The organism is Arsenophonus nasoniae, from assembly GCF_004768525.1.
Lineage (GTDB): Bacteria > Pseudomonadota > Gammaproteobacteria > Enterobacterales > Enterobacteriaceae > Arsenophonus > Arsenophonus nasoniae.
Genome location: NZ_CP038613.1, coordinates 2,803,029 through 2,821,129, shown reverse-complemented (window position 1 = coordinate 2,821,129; position 18,101 = coordinate 2,803,029). Strand labels below are relative to the sequence as shown.

Sequence of the window (18,101 nt, the reverse complement as noted above, 5' to 3'; positions counted from 1 at the left end):
TTTATTCCGGCCAGCTATTAAAAATAGCGACTTCTAATGACATCCAGCGAGATTATCTAACTCTATACTCATATCCAAAAAATAAATAATGAACAATGCATATGAGAAAAATAAATAGGTTAGATTCACCATCAGCAATAACGGCCATTAGCGACCATTTTTCCAGCGAAATTGTCGAGCATAACGAAATAGAACAAGTTTTGTTATTGCCGAATGGTCAAGCGGTAGAGGCACATTTTTCCCATCTATATCCGACTTTTTGTGTAGAGGCGACATTATTAAATTATGTAACACCTAAGTTAATTACGCCGTTATTAATGACACCTATTTTTTTTAAATTAACCATGGCACGTCTCAAACAACAATTAGCCGCTGTTAATTTGCCAGAAGTGGAGGTCGCTTATGACCTATTAATGGAACTGGCCAGTCTAGAACGGCAATTGGAACTGGCAACCGGCTTACTGCATCGAGGATAAAGTTGATTTTAGATCCTATTACCCAAAATGCCTTGTTACTCCAGGGATGGCTAGCACTGCAATATGGCCAGTTGACTCGTAGTCAAATATTGCTTGAAGCATTGTTAAAAATGGCACCAGATGATTATCAAGCCAGAAAAATGCTTATTGTAGAGTTATTAAAACTTGATCTGCCTGAACAGGTGTTGACGCATTGTGTAAAGCTAAAAAACGCTAACATCAATGAGGCTGAACTATGGTTATGTGAATCACAGGCCTATTTGATGATGGAACAACAGGAAAAGGCGCAACAGGCCTATCAGAATTATCTGTTATGGAAATCTAACTGATGAATAAAGGAATAAAGCTGTTGCAACAGCTTGGCCAACGTAAAGATATTATGTTAGCTATTTTACTACTTGCTGTCGTATTTATGATGGTATTGCCATTGCCGACGGTGATCCTGGATGTCCTAATCGCGATTAATATGACTATCTCAGTCGTGTTGTTGATGGTCTCGGTTTATATCACTTCGCCATTACAGTTTTCGGTTTTTCCGGTTTTATTATTAGTCACCACCCTGTTTCGTTTAGCTTTAGCGGTCAGTACGACGCGAATGATTTTATTACAAGCCGATGCAGGACAAATTGTTTATACCTTTGGTCAATTCGTGGTTGGCGGTAATTTGATCGTCGGTATTGTGATCTTTTTAATTATTACTATTGTGCAATTTTTAGTCATTACCAAAGGTTCAGAGCGTGTTGCCGAAGTGAGTGCTCGTTTTTCCCTTGATGCGATGCCGGGTAAACAAATGAGTATTGATGGTGATATGCGGGCAGGCGTTATTGATATGGACGAAGCTCGCGAAAGGCGCAGTCAGGTTGAGAAAGAGAGTCAGATGTTTGGTTCAATGGATGGCGCCATGAAGTTTGTCAAGGGTGATGCCATTGCCGGTCTTGTCATTATTTTAGTCAATATTCTAGGCGGTATTGCCATTGGGGTCAGCCAGCGTGGTATGAGTGCTTCAGATGCGCTAAGCCTTTATTCCATCTTGACGGTTGGGGATGGTATGGTTTCGCAGGTACCTGCGTTATTGATCGCCATCACTTCTGGCATTATCGTTACCCGCGTCTCATCAGAAAACTCCGCCGATTTGGGCTCAGATATTGGCGAACAGATTATCGCGCAACCAAAAGCGATTTTTATTGGCGGCGTGTTATTAGTGTTATTTGGCTTGATCCCCGGCTTTCCGACCATCACTTTTTTTATTTTAGCGGCATTGATGACAGCGGGTGGTTACTGGTTAATTAGGCAAAATAAGCAAAGCGCGGAAAAACCACCGAGTGATATTAATACCTTGATCAAACAAGGTGCCGGCGCACCGGCGATCAAAAAGAAAAATAGTGCGCCGTTAAAAAACGATAAATTAGAACGACAGGAAGAATTTGCTTTAACGGTACCGCTATTAATTGATTTGGATATTAAATTAAAAGAACAGTTAGAAGCCGTGGCGTTTAATGAAGAATTAATGCGAGTAAGAAGGGCGCTTTATTTAGATCTGGGGGTACCCTTTCCCGGTATTTACTTAAGATTTAATGATGGCATGGCAGAGGGCGAGTATATTTTTGAATTACAGGAAGTACCTGTGACGCGAGGGATATTAAAAGCGGGTAAATTGTTGGTACAAGAGAATGAGAAACAGCTCAATTTGTTAGCTATTCCCTATGAAAAAGGCGACATGCTGTTAACGGGCAAAAGAGCGCTTTGGGTGGAAGAACAATATTTAGAGCGATTAGTACGCTCAAATCTATCGGTGCTCACTATGTCACAGGTATTAACCTGGCACTTATCTTTTGTGTTGAAAGAGTATGCTGCTGATTTTATTGGCATCCAAGAAACGCGTTATTTACTGGAGAAGATGGAGTCTCACTATAGTGAATTGGTCAAGGAGGTACAACGTCTACTACCGCTTTATCGGATCACTGAAGTATTACAACGTTTAGTCAGTGAAAATATTTCTATTCGAAATATGCGCACCATATTAGAGGCACTCGTTGAATGGGGACAAAAAGAGAAAGATATTGTGCAATTGACGGAATATATTCGCAGTAGTTTGAAAAGGTATATTTGTTATAAATATGCCAGTGGTAATAATTTTTTACCGGCTTATCTCTTTGATCAACAACTGGAAGAAATTATTCGCGACAGTATAAGGCAAACCAATGCTGGCAGTTATTTAGCACTGGAACCTAATGTCAGTGAAAAGCTGATTGAAAATGTACGCAATACCGTGGGTAATATCCAAAAATTGGCTAATAAACCGGTGGTAATTGTTTCAATGGATATTCGTCGTTATGTGCGTAAATTATTAGAAAATGAATTTAATGAATTACCGATTTTATCTTATCAAGAATTAACTAATAAAATTAATATTCAGCCATTGGGGAAAATATTATTATGAATAGCGATCCCTTAAATAATTATTTTAAACAACAAGGCTATTTTATCGCTCCCTATTATTGGCAAAAAAGCCATTGGCCTATAGGTTATTTTACCGTAATTAATAATATTGAAATTGCCTGGCGTTGTGAAGGCAGCCGAATATGGATTTTAATGTTAAGACGAAAAGAAAAAAATTTAGGCTTAGGTAATGCATTTAAACCATTATATATTTTGGCCGATATTGTAAAAGCAGTATTAGGTGAACACTATACTTTATATGGTCAAGTTAATGTATTAAGCCGATCACCTTTAACGCAACAGCGATTACAACAATTTTATCAACGCTGGACCGGCGCCATTGAAGTTGAGAGCGGCTGGTTTGAATTAGCAGTGGGTAAAGTGATTAGTTTAAAAGATAATAAAATTAAAAAAATATTATCCGCTAACTGACAGAATAGTTATTAAATTTACGTTAGATTGAAATAATAAATAGATTTTAATCTTACTTATTTTAATAAAATTTAATGTGAGGATGATTTTATTATTTAATCACAGGGAATAATTATGGCTACCATAAATGGATCTTCTAATAACGTAACAAACCAAAATTATATCAATAATCTTTTTGCACCGACAACCGCGACGCCGGATATTAATAAAATAACCAATGCAATTATCAATAAATTAGCTCAATCAGGCGTAAAAGTAGAATTAGATCAATCTGTGGCTGGTGGTAAGCAAACCTTAGATGCCAATATTGCTGCCGACAGAGATAAATTAAAACAATTATTTAGTCAGATTTTTCAATTGGCGCTGCCACGCAATATAAAAAATTTAACTGACGCCGAAAATGATATTCAAGATTTTATGGCCAAGTTAGATAATCAACGACAAGGTGCTTCCTTGGTATCAGCAAATATGTTGTTAACCGTGATTGAAAGCTACTTTTCTTATGCCAATTTGGATGAAGATATTATTGCTGTGTTTGCCAAAAACATGGTGTATCACGATGATAAACGTAAAGAATTAAAAATTGAACTGGAAGAAATTTCCGCTGAGATGAAAATTTATAGTGTTATTCAGTCGGAAATTAATAGCGCGTTATCAGCAGCCAGTTCACAAACAATTAATACCGATCAGAATGGTATCAATTTAATGAATTATCAGCTTTATGGCTATTCATCAATGGCAGAATTTAAAACTAAAGCTGAATACCAGTTATTGCAAAAAATCGCGCCATCCTCAACGACAGTGACGATAAAACAGTTTTTACTCAGTGCCGATAAAAAGAGTGGCGCGATGGGTCGGGTAGAGAATTCTTATAAATATGATAAGGATAATAATCGTCTGGCTAATTTTTCTACTATGGTCAGTGATCGTTCTCGGCCATTGTCTGACAGTATTAATGAAAAAACCACTCGATTGAGTGATATCAGTGGGCGTTATAACGCCGCCATCGAAGCACTCAATCGTTTTATTCAAAAATATGACTCAGTTATCCAGGATATTCTGAGAGCAATTTAAGGAAAGCATATGGAACAGCAAATGGAAACCACAGCAGGCAATATGGAACAGGAAATTGAGTCTTTTCTAACTAGCGGTGGCACCCTCGCGATGTTGAAAGAGGTTTCTGCTGACGAGCTAGAGCAATTTTATACCCTAGCTTATAATCTTTATCAATCCGGTAAACAACAAGATGCAATGGCGGTTTTTCAACTGCTGTGTATGTTAGATCATTATGATAGCCGTTTCTTTTTAGGTCTAGGCGCTTGTCGCCAAGCAACAGAAAATTGGAGTGCGGCATTAGAAACTTATAGCTTCGCCACTTTTTTAGATGTTAATGATCCCCGATTTCCGTTTCACGCCGCCGAATGTTTAATGCAATTGAGTGATTTCGATGGCGCGCAATGTGGTTTTGAATCTGCGCGTTTATTAGCCACCGATAAGCCGGAATATGAGGATATTATCTTACAGGTTGAAACCATGTTGGAAGTGATTAATATAAAAAGGGAGCAGCAAAATGAGCGCAATCACCACTAAACCGGATACCAGTAGTGTTCAAAGCCTGGTTAATAGTAGCCCTATTACGCCAATAGCAAAAAAGAGCACAGCTAATATTGCATTGGAAAAAAGTCCAGCTTTATCAGCAACAAAGCCATCATTGCAACCTAATCGTGTATTACTGCCAGAACCGAATGCCAATTTAGCTGCAAAATCAACTAATAGTGACACACTGTTAGCAAAATTGAATGTTTTGCAACAGGAGGTAGTACCGGCAATTGATGTGAAATCATCACTGAAACTACTTTCGCTGGCATTAACTTCACCCGCCTCGTTCGAGGTGGAATTAAGTAAAGTGACCAGTGAATTACAGACTAACCAACAAAAATTGAAATTAGAAGATATTCAACGTATTAAACAGCAAAATGCGTTAAAAATGGATGAAAATCAGACTAAAATTCAAGAATCGGAAGATGCCGTAAAGCAGTCGCAAAAATCGGGTTTGGCCGCCAAAATATTTGGTTGGATCAGTACCGCTGTTTCGGCCGTTGTCGGTGCTATTTTGGTCGCCACGGGTGTCGGTGCGGTTGCTGGCGCATTAATGATTGCCGGTGCGGTGGTCAGTGCGGCTAACCAAATTGTCCAAGAAGCGGCTGCCGCTGGGTTGATCAGTCCTGAAACGATGAAATGGTTAGGGCCGACCTTGATGGGAATACAAATTGCCGTGGGTATTGCTTCCATTGCGGTTAGTTTTGGCGGGCCAGCTGCGACCGCCATTGCCCAAGTTGGCGCCAAAATTGGCGGTAAAGCGGCTGAGGTTACCGCTAAATTGCCTGGTATGCTCTCTTCCGGTGTAACGGCGACAACTCAGTCGGTGGCCAATAATGTTAAGACAGGTTTAGAGGTCGGTAACTTAGTCGCTGATGTTGGAGAAACTGCGTCACAACTGGCCAGTTCCATCACGCATAGTATTGCCAGTGACAAAATAGCCGATGCTAAAATGCTCGAAAGTGTGATGACCATGAGTCAAAGTATTTTAGATAAACTCAATAGTGAGTTAGCAAAAATGACCGATGATTATCAGCAGGTGATGGAAACACTGACGCAGATGATCCATGAAAAAGGTGAAGTATTGCGTGAGTTAGCAGTGCGCCCGAAAACAATTTAATAGAAATTAATTGGCTGTCATTAGCTGTTAATAAGGAGATTAATATGGCTACTATCAATAATAATGTGCACCAACGTCCACTGGCTAATACTCACGATGCTGCACCCGTGGTAAAAAGTACAGCGGCAAAAAAAGTGAGGCTGTAAACAAAATCGAAATACAGACGTTACCAAAAACTCAGCCAGCGGCAAAACAATCAACTGACGGTGTCAAATTAGCGGCGCCTAAATTGGATCTAATTAATGCCAGTCAATTGTTAAGTACTGCCACGCAAATGATGGATTGTATTGCTTTGCTGGTTAAAGCCCAGCAACAGGTTCGCCAATCAAATGATGCTGTTGCCAGTAATCAGGCCACTGCGGCAGCAGAAAGTCAGAAAAAACAAGCGCAGGAGATGGACAAAAACTCAGATTGGCAGTTAGCCTTATCGATTGTTTCTGGGGTATTAAACTTTGGCATGACCGCATTAAGTGCGATATCAACTTTTAAAGCCAATAAAACCCAGCAGCAGAAAAATACGTTACAGCAATCAATTAATGAACGTACCGAACTGGTTAAGACCAAAACCAGCCAACTGAAAGATAAAACATTATCAGTCAAGCAAAAAGATAATTTGAAAGTTGAAATAGCTAAATTAAAGGATCTGAATAAAGCTGATAACCTGCAATTGAAAACGTTGAATGATGCTAGCGCAGCGAGTCAAAAGTGGTTTGATTTAGCTAACTCGGCACTTCAGCAAGGAAGCTCATTCGTTGATAAATTTAGTAGCGCAAAGGAGATAAAAACTCAACAGACCGTCACGCAAGAACAGGCTAAAGAAAATAGTGCTCAGCAAGTGCAGCAAAAAAGTCGTAATGAAACCGATTATTTGAACGGTTTAACCACGAAACTAAATCAATTGATGATTCAGCTTTCTCAAGGACAATCTCAGGCATTACGGGCTGCCACTCCGGCTGCTTAATATTTATTAATATCAGTTAAAGGCAGAATATCAATATATTCTGCCTTTTTTTAGTAAAAAAGTAGCAATATTTGACAGAAAAATGACAATTCACAGGTTAGCTTATGACTAAATTGCCGGGAGAGAAATATGGACGTTAAAGATTGCATTGATCAAATTTTTGGCCAGTTTAGTCAGAAATATCAATTGCCACTATTGATGCTTAATCAAGAAGGAATTGCGGCGTTACGCTTTGATGAAAAATTACAGGTTTGTTGTATCTTTCTGCAAGAACAAGAATTGCTTGCGTTGCAGATAGATATTGCTGATTTATCAGAAGTTAGTGAGGGAATTTTTCGTCAGTTAGCCAGTTTTAATCGCTACTGGTATCAATTTAATCTGCATTTTGGTTTCGACGAAACCAGTTTAAAAATACAATTATATAGTCAAATAACGATAGCCAATTTGACATTAGATAAATTTGAACATCGTTTGACGTCAATACTGGATCATGCCGAATTTTGGCAGGAATTATTGTGTGAACCGGTAAAAAAGGCAGTTTATAAAGGTCAATTTCAAGGAATGAAGGTATAATAATTATGCTAATCAAGCCAGTAACTTTAAAGAATGCATCTTATAGTGAGTCGGTTATTTCATCTCAGCCTTTCAATGGCAGAAGTGTATCGGTAGATAGACAGGTAAATCAAAGTAGAGGCCAATTATCTGCGCTGATGCTTGATCTAACTATACAGCAACAACAGCATTTGGCACGTTTACAGCAAGGAGATCACCCATCTCTGGCTACACGCCACATAGAAGTATTATGAAGCATTACGCTATATTAGTTGCTCTATGCTGTTTAAATGGTTGTATTCATTATCAACCAAATGATCCGTTACAAAAAGTTGTAACGGGTAAAGTCACAATGCCTGTGCGATTATATAAAACCGCAGAGGTTAATATTCGCTTTTACGCCCAAACTAATGGGCGGTTATTGCTCATTAATCATTTACAATACCGCTTAGATTTACTACCGCTCGCTTTTACTTTTACTGCATCTGAAATCTACCAAGCGCAGCAAAAAATTTATCTACAGGCAACCTTAGCCTGGTCGGATAGTCAATTTATCCAGGCAACTTATCAGCAAGTTATTGAGAATAAAAAAAAGCTCACTATCAATTTGCAGCCGAAACCCTGTTTTCCAGATTGCCAATATTAGAATCTCCCAGCCGCAGATGTAATAATGGAAAAGGGTTGCCTTCGCCATCTAATTCAGAGCGATCATAAACCTTAAAACCTTGCTGTTGATAAAAATCTATCGCTTGTTTATTTTGTTCATTAACATCGACTTCATTGACGGCGAAATGGGTTACCGCATATTGCAGCAGTGCTTTGCCAATGCCTTTTCTGCGTAAAGTGGGCGCGATAAATAGCATTTCTAACCGATTCTGTTCAATAGCCATAAAACCGGTAATACTGTTTTGCTCATCCACAGACATATAAACCTGCAAATTGGGTAGATAATTATTTAAAATTAGCGGTCGTAATGTGGCGATCATTTTTTCTAGCAGAAAATCATGGGTAGCCCGTACCGAATTTTCCCAAATTAAGATTAATTGAGCAAAGTCGTTGGTAGTTGCTCGTTTAATATGCATATGTTTTACCTTGCTATAAAGTTAGTTATATTACAGTCTATGATTTTAGTTTATGTTCTTTTAAGTTAAATTTTCGTTAATTGTGGTAGACTGGGTTTTAAGGTCAGCAATCCATGTATACAAGCAATTTTACATTGACCGCAACCATCACACTTTACTTCATCAATTATCGGCTCATTTGCTACTGAAAACGAGAGCGCTTGTTGTGGACAATTATGGACACATAAACGGCAACTATTATCAAGGCGACCGAAGCAAAATTGAGCGATATCTGGCCAAAGTGCGGTATCGGGTTTTATTTGCTGATTGAGCGCGCCGGTAGGGCAAACTGGCGTACAGGCTAAACAGTTGTCTGTCGTGCAGTAGCAAAAATCAATATTGATCTCGGCCAGATTATGATTAATTGAGATTAGGCCATAGGGACAAGCTTGCAGGCATTTGTCGCAGCCAATACATTGTTGCAGAAAATCAGTTTCACTAATCGCTTGTGGTGGGCGGCCAACTTGGCGAGCGATAGTCTTATTGGTGAGGTCAGGGATAAATGTCTTACTGGCGCTGAATAATCCTCGCAACAATCCGCGACGGCTCACATAACGATGTGACATGAATGCACGATAGTAGCTTTCATCTTGTTTATCTTTTGCCATACGGCTGACTCAGTAAGAAGGTGAATATTTATCCTTGATTAGTATTATTTTAACTATTTTTATTAACTAACAGGACTAGTTAGATCAATTTTTAGCTAATTTGACTAAAGCCAGCGGAATGTAATAAATCTTTACCGTAAACTTGATATTTCATTGCATAATATCATCTTATAGTGAGTGCCCTAACGGTATTCAGAGCTAAATAAGGCATAAGGATTTATGTATATCCTAATAGGGAATGCGGATTTTTACTTTGTTTACCGTTAGTTTCAATAACGCCTTGGTCTGCTATTAATTTCAATATAAATTGCCTTTCTGTCGTGTTAATCACTATATCAATACCAGCGCCAGTTGATATTCTATACTAGTAGTTCAGTTGCATAATTTCTGGTTAGGTATCATTAATGAGTTTATTAGATAAGAATGAAAACATTTAGCGATAGAGAAAATTTGTGTCTTTATTTTATCTGGTTCCTATGGGTACTAGTCGTGGTCTTGTATATAACAAATATGATTGCGAAGACATGGTTTTTTGTTTTAGTTTTTTCATTCGTTCTCATCCTGCAATTTATCGTTATAAGAGTGAGGTTGATCTCGATGTTTAGAAATAAAAAGTCAGATACTTCAGATACAAATATATTTGTGATGAAAGGTGATAAAAAAAGCGATCCTAAACAAAAAGATGTAACAATTATTTCAGAAGAGAGCTTTTTTAAAGGTAACATTACTATTTCAGGTGATATTCATATCTGGGGACATATTAAAGGTAATGTCACAGTAACGGAAGGGACAATTCACATCATGCAGGGTGGTAAAATTGAAGGTGAAATTGAAGCGCCTGATATGATTATTGATGGTTTAGTTGATGGCGCTTGCTTGGGAATTAATCTAGATATCCTGGAACATGGCGAATTGCGCGGGATCAGTCGTGTCAGTCATATGTCAATTAAGCGTGGTGGCATATTTATTGGTCAGTCTGAAAAAATTGAGCATCACTCTGAAAAAGTGATTAAATTAGAAACCATTGAAGATCTACCTAAAAGTAAATGAGCATTTTTCTGCTAACACGATAAAATGCCATGTCATATTGATGGTAAAATCTTTTTCAATCGGTAGTTAGTGCATGGTTATTATCTTAAACACTCCTCGTCTAATATTAAGGGAATGGCGAGAAGCGGATCGACATCCTTTCCATCGTCTTAATAGCGATCCTGATGTTATGCGTTATTTTCCACACTTACTTTCAAAAATACAAAGTGATGCATTCATTGACAGTATTAGGCAAAAGTTTATCCAACAGCAAGGTTGGGGATTGTGGGCAGTCGAGTTACGAGCAAAGAAACAATTTATTGGTTTTGTTGGACTCAATATTCCTGCTTATGCTCTTCCTTTTATGCCTTGCATTGAAATTGGTTGGCGGCTTGCTAAGCCATTTTGGCGGCAAGGCTTGGCTTATGAAGCCGCCCATCACGTATTAGATTTTGCTTTTCGACAGCGACAAATGCAGGAAATTATCTCTTTTACCGCTAAGATTAATCACCCTTCTGAATGTTTGATGAAAAAATTAGCCATGGAAAAAGATGCGCATAATTTTTTACATCCGGCGTTACCATCGGCTCATCCCTTACAGGAACATATTCTTTATCGGCTCAATCAGCAGCAATGGTTAAAAAAGCGCGCTAATTGATAGGTAAACACGTCGTGAGGATTAACACGCCTGCTGTTTCAGCAGGCGGATTGGCGTTATTTAAGTCTAATTTGTTGGTGAATAATACGCTGTATTTCATCTTTTAAATGAAGCTTTTCTTTTTTTAATTTGATGACTTTATCATTATAGCCTGCGCCATTTGGGCCTTCTAATTCAGTGATCTGTTTATCCAGTTGATGGTGTTTTTCAAATAGTGATTGGAAGCGTGGATGAAAGCGTTTTAGGTGGGAAAACAACTCTTGATCGGACAACAACATATAACCTCCGGCAAAATTATTGAGGGGCAATTTAAGTATAACAATAATTAAAATTTAATAACCATAATCACAATAATTTACATTGTTAAATGCTATACATAATTATTTGATTTTTAAAAATATTTACAAAATAAAGGACTGATTTACTCTTTACGATTTTTTACTTTCTGGCCCGACAGTTATACTAAAATAGAACTTTGATTTAGCTAAGCATAAAACTTATTGTTATCAGTTATAGTTAATATCTCTTTTATCACTATTTATAAAGTAGGATGTGGCAATGAATAAATATACCTTTCCATTACTGGCAATTATCCTAGCAGCACCCTATGCGATGGCAAATGATAATTTGACCAAAATAGCACCATATCCAACCGCTGAGAAAGATATGCACCGTTATGTTATTCAGCTCGCCAAAAAAGAAAATGAAAATAATTTTATGGTGGAACTGGTTATTGGTAAATCCATGCTGGTAGATTGTAATCACCATTGGTTTGGTGGGGATTTTGAGAAAAAAGAGCTGAAAGGTTGGGGTTATGACTATTACGAATTAAAAAAAGTATCCGGTCCAGCAGCAACCTTACTGGCTTGCCCAGATAAACAGCAAACCAAGAAGTTTATTACCACTCATCTCGGTGATGGCAATATTGTTCGTTATAATAGTAAATTACCGATTGTGGTATATGTGCCTAAGGATATGGAAGTTAAATATCGCATATGGTCAGCACCGGAAAAATTAAATAGTGCAGAGATCAAATAACGTTTTAATTTAACCAATAAGCCATCTTAATTAAGATGGCTACAGTCATTGTTGATTTGTTTCAGCGAGCCACTAAAACCGTTATTTTTGCATGACGAACAATGCTAGCTGCGGTTGATCCTAGTAGGTAACTAGAAGAATTGGGGCTATGAGAGGCAATAAGAATTAAATCGGCGTCAATATCTGACGCATAGCTTAGAATTTCCTCTTTTGTCGGGCCAATGCCAATTTTGTAGGTAATTTGCTTAGTCGGAATGTTTACTTTTTTGATGATCTGTTTGAGTAGTTCGAGTGCTACTCGGCTGCGTTCTTGGCAATCTTGTTGAGTCTCTGGTAAGGCCGCAATTTCAATACCAAAAAATATTTCTAAATTGGGTAGCACGGCTAGAAAGTGGACTTCTGGCTTGTTGGATTGGTTAAACGAAACCAGCGTTTCAACATGCTTAATCACTTTCTGATTTAATTCATCCTCAACAATATCGATAGGAACTAAGATCTTATTATACATGATACCCTCGCATCATATTGTTATTTAATTATATTGTAGCAATAGTAAAAAATGATGTCGTAATATTTTTATTTGCTTATTATTTTGCATAATTAACTTAATATGAACAAAGCATATTTAAAATAAGTAATTTATATTGGCTAAATTAACCTAATTGAAAATAAATATTATTTCTATTTAATTATAAATAGTAGTAGAAATAAATAAGCGAATAATTATCAATTATACTTTATTGAACTCCATGAATGTTAAAATGAAAAACCAAGACAAATATCATTTTTTATGTCATATTATAGAAAACTAGATTAATATTTTTTTTGAATAAAATTAGTATTAATAATAACAATATTGTTTTTAAGGTTTACTATTAATTTTTCCCTTATTTTACTGAAAATAATTAACTTTAGAATTTGAATATGACACAAACTAAACCCCGCAAAGAAAAACATCCACTTTTTGTTTCCGATGAGCAACAAATAAAATTTAAAGCTGCCAAAAAAAGCACTATTATTAGTATCGTTGTGAATTTTTTTCTCTCTTTATGGCAAATTATTATCGGCTTTTTGGCACACTCACAAGGTTTAATTGCTGATGGACTTCACTCATTATCAGATTTATTAGCAGATTTTGTGGTGTTGATTGCTAATAAACATAGCCATAAGCAACCAGATGCCGATCATCCTTATGGCCATTTCCGCTATGAAAATGGGGCATCTTTAGTACTGGGAACGATTTTGCTCGTGGTTGGTGGTGGCATGGTATGGAAAGCGATTGAAAAAATACTAAATCCAGCTGAAATTCCCGATGTGCATATTATTGCTTTGGTTGTCGCGCTATTATCACTTATTGTTAAAGAAGGTCTGTTTCGTTATATGCTTTGTGTGGCAAATAGGGTTAATTCAAGTATGTTAGTTGCTAATGCCTGGCATGCACGTTCAGACGCAGCTTCTTCTTTAGTGGTTGCTATTGGTATCGTTGGTAGTTTATGTGGTATTAAGATCTTTGACCCTATTGCGGCCTTAATTGTTGGTGCTCTGGTTATTAAAATGGGGTATAAATTTACTTATCAAGCGTTTAACGATCTGATGGATAAGAGGGCTGATGAACAGACACTTGCGGCTATCCGTAAACAGCTGTTGGCAATGGAAGGGGTGATTGATATTCATGATCTTAAGACGCGTAAATCTGGTGATTATTTGTTGGTTGATGTTCATCTTGAAGTGAATGGTCTTTTAACGGTAGAACAAGGCCATCAAATTGCTGTTGCCGCGAGAAAAAAATTACTTGAAAATCCTACTATCTTAAATGTCATGATTCATATCGATCCGGTTGAAATTCAATAAATCATTTCCTTACTAATAAGCAATGGTGATCCCATAAATATTATTGTCGCCTACTGAGTTTATACTGGCCGTTACAAGATTGATGAATATAATAGCTAATTTATAAGTATAAGAGATTATCTTGCTGAATAGCGAGACAGATTAATTCGCTAAAATGCCCGCTATATCGATAAATAATTGACTCAAAGAGTATAATATTATGCTTATTGTCGGTTATAGAGACAAACAAGCGGTAGGCTAATTTATTTAATTATGAATGAAAAAAGAGGTTAATGTGGAAATATTAGTAACAGGCGGTATGGGTTATATTGGTAGTCATACTTGTGTTCAGATGTGTGCAGCAGGTATGCAGCCTGTTATTTTAGATAATTTGTGTAATGCCAGCAGTGAAGTATTGACGCGAATGGAAACATTAACCGGTTGTCGTCCGGTTTTTTATCAGGGGGATGTGCGTGATGAAAAATTGTTAGACACCATTTTTTCCAACCATTCTATTCAAGCCGTTATCCATTTTGCTGGGTTAAAAGCGGTTGGTGAATCTGTCACAAAACCTCTTGAATATTATGATAACAATGTAAATGGTACACTGGTATTAGCGCGTAGTATGCAGCGAGCTGGTATAAAAAATATTATTTTTAGTTCTTCTGCCACTGTTTATGGTGATCCAGCAACGGTTCCTATCACCGAAGAATTTCCGATTGGCAATACCACCAATCCGTATGGTAGCAGTAAATATATGGTTGAGCGTTGTTTATCGGATCTACAGTTTGCTGATAATAGCTGGTCGGTTACATTGCTTCGCTATTTTAATCCGGTTGGAGCCCATCCGTCCGGCACCATGGGGGAAGATCCGCAAGGTATACCTAATAATTTAACTCCCTATATTACTCAGGTAGCCATTGGCCGGCAGCAGAAACTAATGATTTTTGGTGACGATTATCCTACACCAGATGGCACAGGCGTGCGTGATTATATTCATGTCATGGATCTCGCTGATGGGCATATTGCGGCGCTTAAAACGGTTGGTTTAAAATCCGGTTTACATATCTACAATTTAGGCACTGGTAAAGGCACAAGTGTATTAGCGATGCTGAAAGCATTTGAAGAAGCTTGTGGTAAAAAAATCGCTTATGAAATTAAATCCCGCCGACTAGGTGATATTGCTGAATGTTGGTCAAGCCCACTGAAAGCCGAGAGTGATTTTGGATGGAAAGCCACTCGCTCGATTCAAGAGATGGCTGCTGATGCATGGCGTTGGCAATGTCAGAATCCACATGGGTATGGTAAAAAATAATAGCTAAATTGTGGTTTAATTTTGTAATGGTAAATATCAATGCCCAGCATTTTAGCTGGGTTTTTGTATGGATTATTTATCAAAATTGATCCTTATTATTTGTATTGTAAGTTACAAAGTTATCTGTCTTCTTTTTTACTAATAAGGATTAATTAAATTATCATGTTAGGCGACTATAGTGATTTATCAATTTGCCTAATAAACAAATTTTTATAACATATTTATTTTATTATTATTTTTTATTAGTTGCTGTTTATTTTTGAGAGGTAACCACTCAGATCCTTTAATATAAAATATGTCACTAACTCTAGCAACATTAATATTATTTATTTATTCTTTAGTATATAATTTTTATCAGGTATGCCAGAAATATAAATAAATGGGTTAAATAAGTCATTCTGCAAAGTTAATAACTTTAATAACAATTTATTATTTTGTCTAGATTGAATAACATCTTTATTAAATTTAATAATGAGTTAATCTTTTTTTATATGAAATTACCATTGTTGGGAGTGATTTCTATTATAAATGGGTGCTACAATAAAGTATTTAATATACCAACATTAACAGGTATATTTAAATATCATTAATATGGCTAAAAGTTAGTTTTATTAACAAATTTAAATTTATAATAAAATAATAATCAAATATTTAAAATTAATTTTTACCTAGTAATAAATTATTTTTATTATTTTAAATTAACATAGTGAATTTAATCTTCGAATTTAAATAAAAAACAATAATACAATCATTTATGGAGAGAAAAAATGTTATCTATATATAAAGAAGAAATGGTATGGAATACCGTAAAAGATAAAATAGCCACTCTGTTTCAGTTACCTGCAATAAGTCAATGGACTTATCAGCAATTTAGCCAATCTATCCCGGTTATGGAAAAGAAAGGCTATTTGGCTAAAAATGATCAAAGTCTCCATCTGCTTAATAGTAAAAATAGTTATCTTATTGGATTTACTAGTGGCACCAGTGGCACCTTGAAACGTTGTCTTTATAAAATGAGTGGTGATGTTTATAACGTAAAAGGATGTGAAGAATATAATATATTTTGCTCAACCGATACATGCGCTAATCTTTTTACCATTAACTTACTTTTTTCCGCTCATTGCTTATTTAGTAATGTAGCGAGCGCTTGTGGTGCTAATATTATTTCGATCGGTGATTTTAATGTATTAGCAAGTGAGCATTTTGATGCATTAATTGATGTGAATACGAATGTTTTAATCGGTATTCCTTGTGAAATTATTCAATTTATTCAAGTTATGCAAAAGAAAGAAAAACTTCTTGCTATTAATAAAGTTATTTTTGCCGGCGAGGCGCTGAAAGCTTATCAAAGGGAAATAATAAAAAATACTTTTGGTAATGATGTGCATATTATTGGTGCTTATGCTTGTTCAGAAGCGGGGATAATCGCTTTTAGTTTGGGTGAGGATAACAATAGTTATGAATTACTGACAAACCAATTTTTTATTGAGCGTGATCAGGATCGATTATTAATAACCAGCCTCGATAATATGAATGTTATTCCATTATTACGTTATAATTTGGGCGATAGCGCAGATATTAGTCTAAAAGGTAATATTATTCGATTAACAAATATTAAAAGAAATAATATTAGTTTTAATTTTATGGGATATATTATTGAATATGAAACGATTGTTGCAGTTGTCCATAAATTTCATCCAGCGGATATTAGTATCCAAATCCATTTATCGGTTGCAAAAGATACCAGGGAAGTGATCACGGTGTGGGTTCCTACAGGTATTTTTTCTCCACAGCAAATTAAATTGTTAGAAAAAGAATTAACAGAAATTCCAGATATTTATGAGTCTAAACAGTTAAATCAAGGATATTTAGTCGTAAAAGAGGTTGACCCAATACAATATATCCGTTCTGTTAGAGGTAAAATTCTTTATATTGTCGATAATAGAGATTAAAAATTAAATGAACATCACTAAATTTTTAATATAAGAACCATCATATTTTCATTTGATGGTTTCTTATATTAAGGATTTTATTAAATTAATCATAGCAATATGAAGTAGAAAGCATTGCTAAAGATCAATAGCTTAGTTAGCGTAAGTGAAGTAATAGTTTGATGTAACTTTAATTCCATTTTATCGATATGTTAAAGGATTAACCAAACGGAAATTTTAATAATAATTTATCTTAACTTAACGAAGTCATTTTAAAATAAATGGCTAATGAAAAGTGAATCTAGGCCAAATTTATTTTGTACTATCATTATCATTCGCATGAATAGTGTATAATTCAGGTTCTTCATTACAATTAACGGCCGTTATTTTATTATTGCTAGTTAATAATCTATTAACTGTATAGGCTGTTGAAAACCCGTGACAACATTGAGCAAAGTTCGCATAGGAAGGCAGAGAATAGAATAGTAACAGCATGATAATAATGAAGATTTGAACGGGTGATTTCATAAGTTATTCTCCTAACATAATTAAATATTGATAATATTTTTATGAATGATTATCTGAATTTGCTTATCTGTGAAAAACAAGTGGCTCATGGCATAAAAAAGTAGGCAAAATAGAAAATAACTCTACTTAAATTATTAATGACCCCTCTTTTATGACTATTAAATTAAAATTTTAAACCAATAACGTAAACACTTTGCCTAGCTTTCCCATTTATCGTTTCTATACAATTATGTCCCTCCTTTGCTGGTACGCAGTGAATGTAGTCTTTATTGGGATGATCATTGGCAAGGGAAAAACAACTAAAATTTGAGAAAAAAAGAGCAATAAGTGCTTCTTTAAAAAGTGGCATAAATTACCTCGATTAGGAAGTGACATAAATCGATATTAATAATACGCTTATTATTTAACATTTCAATAACATTCAATTGATTAAATTTTATAGATTGAAGAATAAGCGTATTGAG

22 protein-coding genes are annotated in these 18,101 nt (G+C 35.9%); 17 read left to right on the top strand and 5 right to left on the bottom strand.

All coding sequences use genetic code 11. The features are described from left to right. Positions 1 to 101 precede the first annotated feature (101 nt). The 11 genes from sctX to ArsFIN_RS14370 all read left to right on the top strand — a co-directional run bounded on the left by sctX (position 102) and on the right by ArsFIN_RS14370 (position 8,225). Positions 102 to 476, top strand: coding sequence for a type III secretion apparatus assembly protein SctX (sctX, locus tag ArsFIN_RS14420; RefSeq protein ID WP_026822309.1), 375 nt, complete (start codon positions 102 to 104; stop codon positions 474 to 476). A gap of 2 nt (positions 477 to 478) precedes the next feature. Further along, entirely contained in the window at positions 479 to 805 is a 327-nt protein-coding gene (gene sctY, locus ArsFIN_RS14415) for a type III secretion apparatus assembly chaperone SctY (RefSeq protein ID WP_034249380.1), read from the top strand. Then, the gene (gene sctV, locus ArsFIN_RS14410) at positions 805 to 2,916 is read left to right on the top strand and encodes a type III secretion system export apparatus subunit SctV (protein WP_026822311.1); all 2,112 of its coding nucleotides are present in this window, start codon (positions 805 to 807) and stop codon (positions 2,914 to 2,916) included. Before sctY ends, sctV begins: the two co-directional genes overlap by 1 nt. Beyond that, on the top strand, positions 2,913 to 3,347 hold the full coding sequence (locus tag ArsFIN_RS14405) for an LcrR family type III secretion system chaperone (protein WP_026822312.1): 435 nt from the start codon (positions 2,913 to 2,915) through the stop codon (positions 3,345 to 3,347). The genes sctV and ArsFIN_RS14405 overlap by 4 nt, the downstream gene beginning before the upstream one ends. 114 nt (positions 3,348 to 3,461) lie before the next feature. Beyond that, on the top strand, positions 3,462 to 4,421 hold the full coding sequence (locus tag ArsFIN_RS14400; protein ID WP_051296962.1) for a virulence-associated V antigen: 960 nt from the start codon (positions 3,462 to 3,464) through the stop codon (positions 4,419 to 4,421). A 9-nt stretch (positions 4,422 to 4,430) separates the two neighbouring features. After that, positions 4,431 to 4,937 (top strand): SycD/LcrH family type III secretion system chaperone, encoded by a 507-nt coding sequence (locus ArsFIN_RS14395; RefSeq protein WP_071846853.1) that lies wholly within the window; start codon positions 4,431 to 4,433, stop codon positions 4,935 to 4,937. Further along, the gene (gene sctE / locus ArsFIN_RS14390; RefSeq protein ID WP_051296963.1) at positions 4,918 to 6,066 is read left to right on the top strand and encodes a type III secretion system translocon subunit SctE; all 1,149 of its coding nucleotides are present in this window, start codon (positions 4,918 to 4,920) and stop codon (positions 6,064 to 6,066) included. Before ArsFIN_RS14395 ends, sctE begins: the two co-directional genes overlap by 20 nt. Before the next feature lie 151 nt (positions 6,067 to 6,217). After that, a complete protein-coding gene (sctB, locus tag ArsFIN_RS14385; protein ID WP_135677915.1) occupies positions 6,218 to 7,027 on the top strand; it encodes a type III secretion system translocon subunit SctB in 810 nt (269 codons plus the stop codon). Between the two features lie 129 nt (positions 7,028 to 7,156). After that, a complete protein-coding gene (locus ArsFIN_RS14380; RefSeq protein ID WP_026822315.1) occupies positions 7,157 to 7,600 on the top strand; it encodes a type III secretion system chaperone in 444 nt (147 codons plus the stop codon). A 5-nt stretch (positions 7,601 to 7,605) separates the two neighbouring features. Next, entirely contained in the window at positions 7,606 to 7,833 is a 228-nt protein-coding gene (locus ArsFIN_RS14375; protein ID WP_026822316.1) for a hypothetical protein, read from the top strand. Further along, positions 7,830 to 8,225: a YscW family type III secretion system pilotin gene (locus ArsFIN_RS14370; protein ID WP_051296964.1), complete on the top strand. Its 396-nt coding sequence runs from the start codon at positions 7,830 to 7,832 to the stop codon at positions 8,223 to 8,225. Before ArsFIN_RS14375 ends, ArsFIN_RS14370 begins: the two co-directional genes overlap by 4 nt. Here the strand turns inward: ArsFIN_RS14370 and ArsFIN_RS14365 are convergent. Next, entirely contained in the window at positions 8,182 to 8,661 is a 480-nt protein-coding gene (locus tag ArsFIN_RS14365) for an acetyltransferase (RefSeq protein WP_051296965.1), read from the bottom strand. The two genes, ArsFIN_RS14370 and ArsFIN_RS14365, sit on opposite strands and share 44 nt — an antisense overlap. A 65-nt stretch (positions 8,662 to 8,726) precedes the next feature. Beyond that, positions 8,727 to 9,308, bottom strand: coding sequence for a 4Fe-4S binding protein (locus ArsFIN_RS14360; RefSeq protein ID WP_026822317.1), 582 nt, complete (start codon positions 9,306 to 9,308; stop codon positions 8,727 to 8,729). Between the two features lie 597 nt (positions 9,309 to 9,905). On the opposite strand from ArsFIN_RS14360, the gene ArsFIN_RS14355 reads away from it, so the two are divergent. Both ArsFIN_RS14355 and ArsFIN_RS14350 read left to right on the top strand, forming a co-directional pair. Further along, on the top strand, positions 9,906 to 10,358 hold the full coding sequence (locus ArsFIN_RS14355; RefSeq protein ID WP_034249382.1) for a bactofilin family protein: 453 nt from the start codon (positions 9,906 to 9,908) through the stop codon (positions 10,356 to 10,358). A gap of 73 nt (positions 10,359 to 10,431) precedes the next feature. After that, complete coding sequence (locus tag ArsFIN_RS14350) at positions 10,432 to 10,995, top strand: GNAT family N-acetyltransferase (protein WP_034249383.1); 564 nt, start codon at positions 10,432 to 10,434, stop codon at positions 10,993 to 10,995. Between the two features lie 56 nt (positions 10,996 to 11,051). Here ArsFIN_RS14350 and ArsFIN_RS14345 read toward each other — a convergent pair whose 3' ends face one another. Next, positions 11,052 to 11,273: a DUF465 domain-containing protein gene (locus ArsFIN_RS14345; RefSeq protein WP_026822320.1), complete on the bottom strand. Its 222-nt coding sequence runs from the start codon at positions 11,271 to 11,273 to the stop codon at positions 11,052 to 11,054. 280 nt (positions 11,274 to 11,553) lie between these two features. On the opposite strand from ArsFIN_RS14345, the gene eco reads away from it, so the two are divergent. Next, on the top strand, positions 11,554 to 12,033 hold the full coding sequence (gene eco, locus ArsFIN_RS14340) for a serine protease inhibitor ecotin (RefSeq protein WP_026822321.1): 480 nt from the start codon (positions 11,554 to 11,556) through the stop codon (positions 12,031 to 12,033). Positions 12,034 to 12,094: 61 nt separating this feature from the next. Here eco and ArsFIN_RS14335 read toward each other — a convergent pair whose 3' ends face one another. Continuing rightward, positions 12,095 to 12,541: a universal stress protein gene (locus ArsFIN_RS14335; protein WP_026822322.1), complete on the bottom strand. Its 447-nt coding sequence runs from the start codon at positions 12,539 to 12,541 to the stop codon at positions 12,095 to 12,097. A 416-nt stretch (positions 12,542 to 12,957) separates the two neighbouring features. Between ArsFIN_RS14335 and ArsFIN_RS14330 the strand changes: the two genes are divergently transcribed. The 3 genes from ArsFIN_RS14330 (at position 12,958) to ArsFIN_RS14320 (ending at position 17,130) form a co-directional block, all read left to right on the top strand. After that, the gene (locus tag ArsFIN_RS14330; RefSeq protein WP_026822323.1) at positions 12,958 to 13,884 is read left to right on the top strand and encodes a cation diffusion facilitator family transporter; all 927 of its coding nucleotides are present in this window, start codon (positions 12,958 to 12,960) and stop codon (positions 13,882 to 13,884) included. Positions 13,885 to 14,158: 274 nt separating this feature from the next. After that, entirely contained in the window at positions 14,159 to 15,178 is a 1,020-nt protein-coding gene (galE, locus tag ArsFIN_RS14325) for a UDP-glucose 4-epimerase GalE (RefSeq protein WP_026822324.1), read from the top strand. A 767-nt stretch (positions 15,179 to 15,945) separates the two neighbouring features. After that, the gene (locus ArsFIN_RS14320) at positions 15,946 to 17,130 is read left to right on the top strand and encodes an AMP-binding protein (protein ID WP_051296966.1); all 1,185 of its coding nucleotides are present in this window, start codon (positions 15,946 to 15,948) and stop codon (positions 17,128 to 17,130) included. A gap of 670 nt (positions 17,131 to 17,800) precedes the next feature. Here ArsFIN_RS14320 and ArsFIN_RS14315 read toward each other — a convergent pair. Next, positions 17,801 to 17,986, bottom strand: a complete 186-nt coding sequence (locus tag ArsFIN_RS14315) for a hypothetical protein (RefSeq protein ID WP_026822326.1) — start codon at positions 17,984 to 17,986, stop codon at positions 17,801 to 17,803. Positions 17,987 to 18,101: the final 115 nt, after the last annotated feature.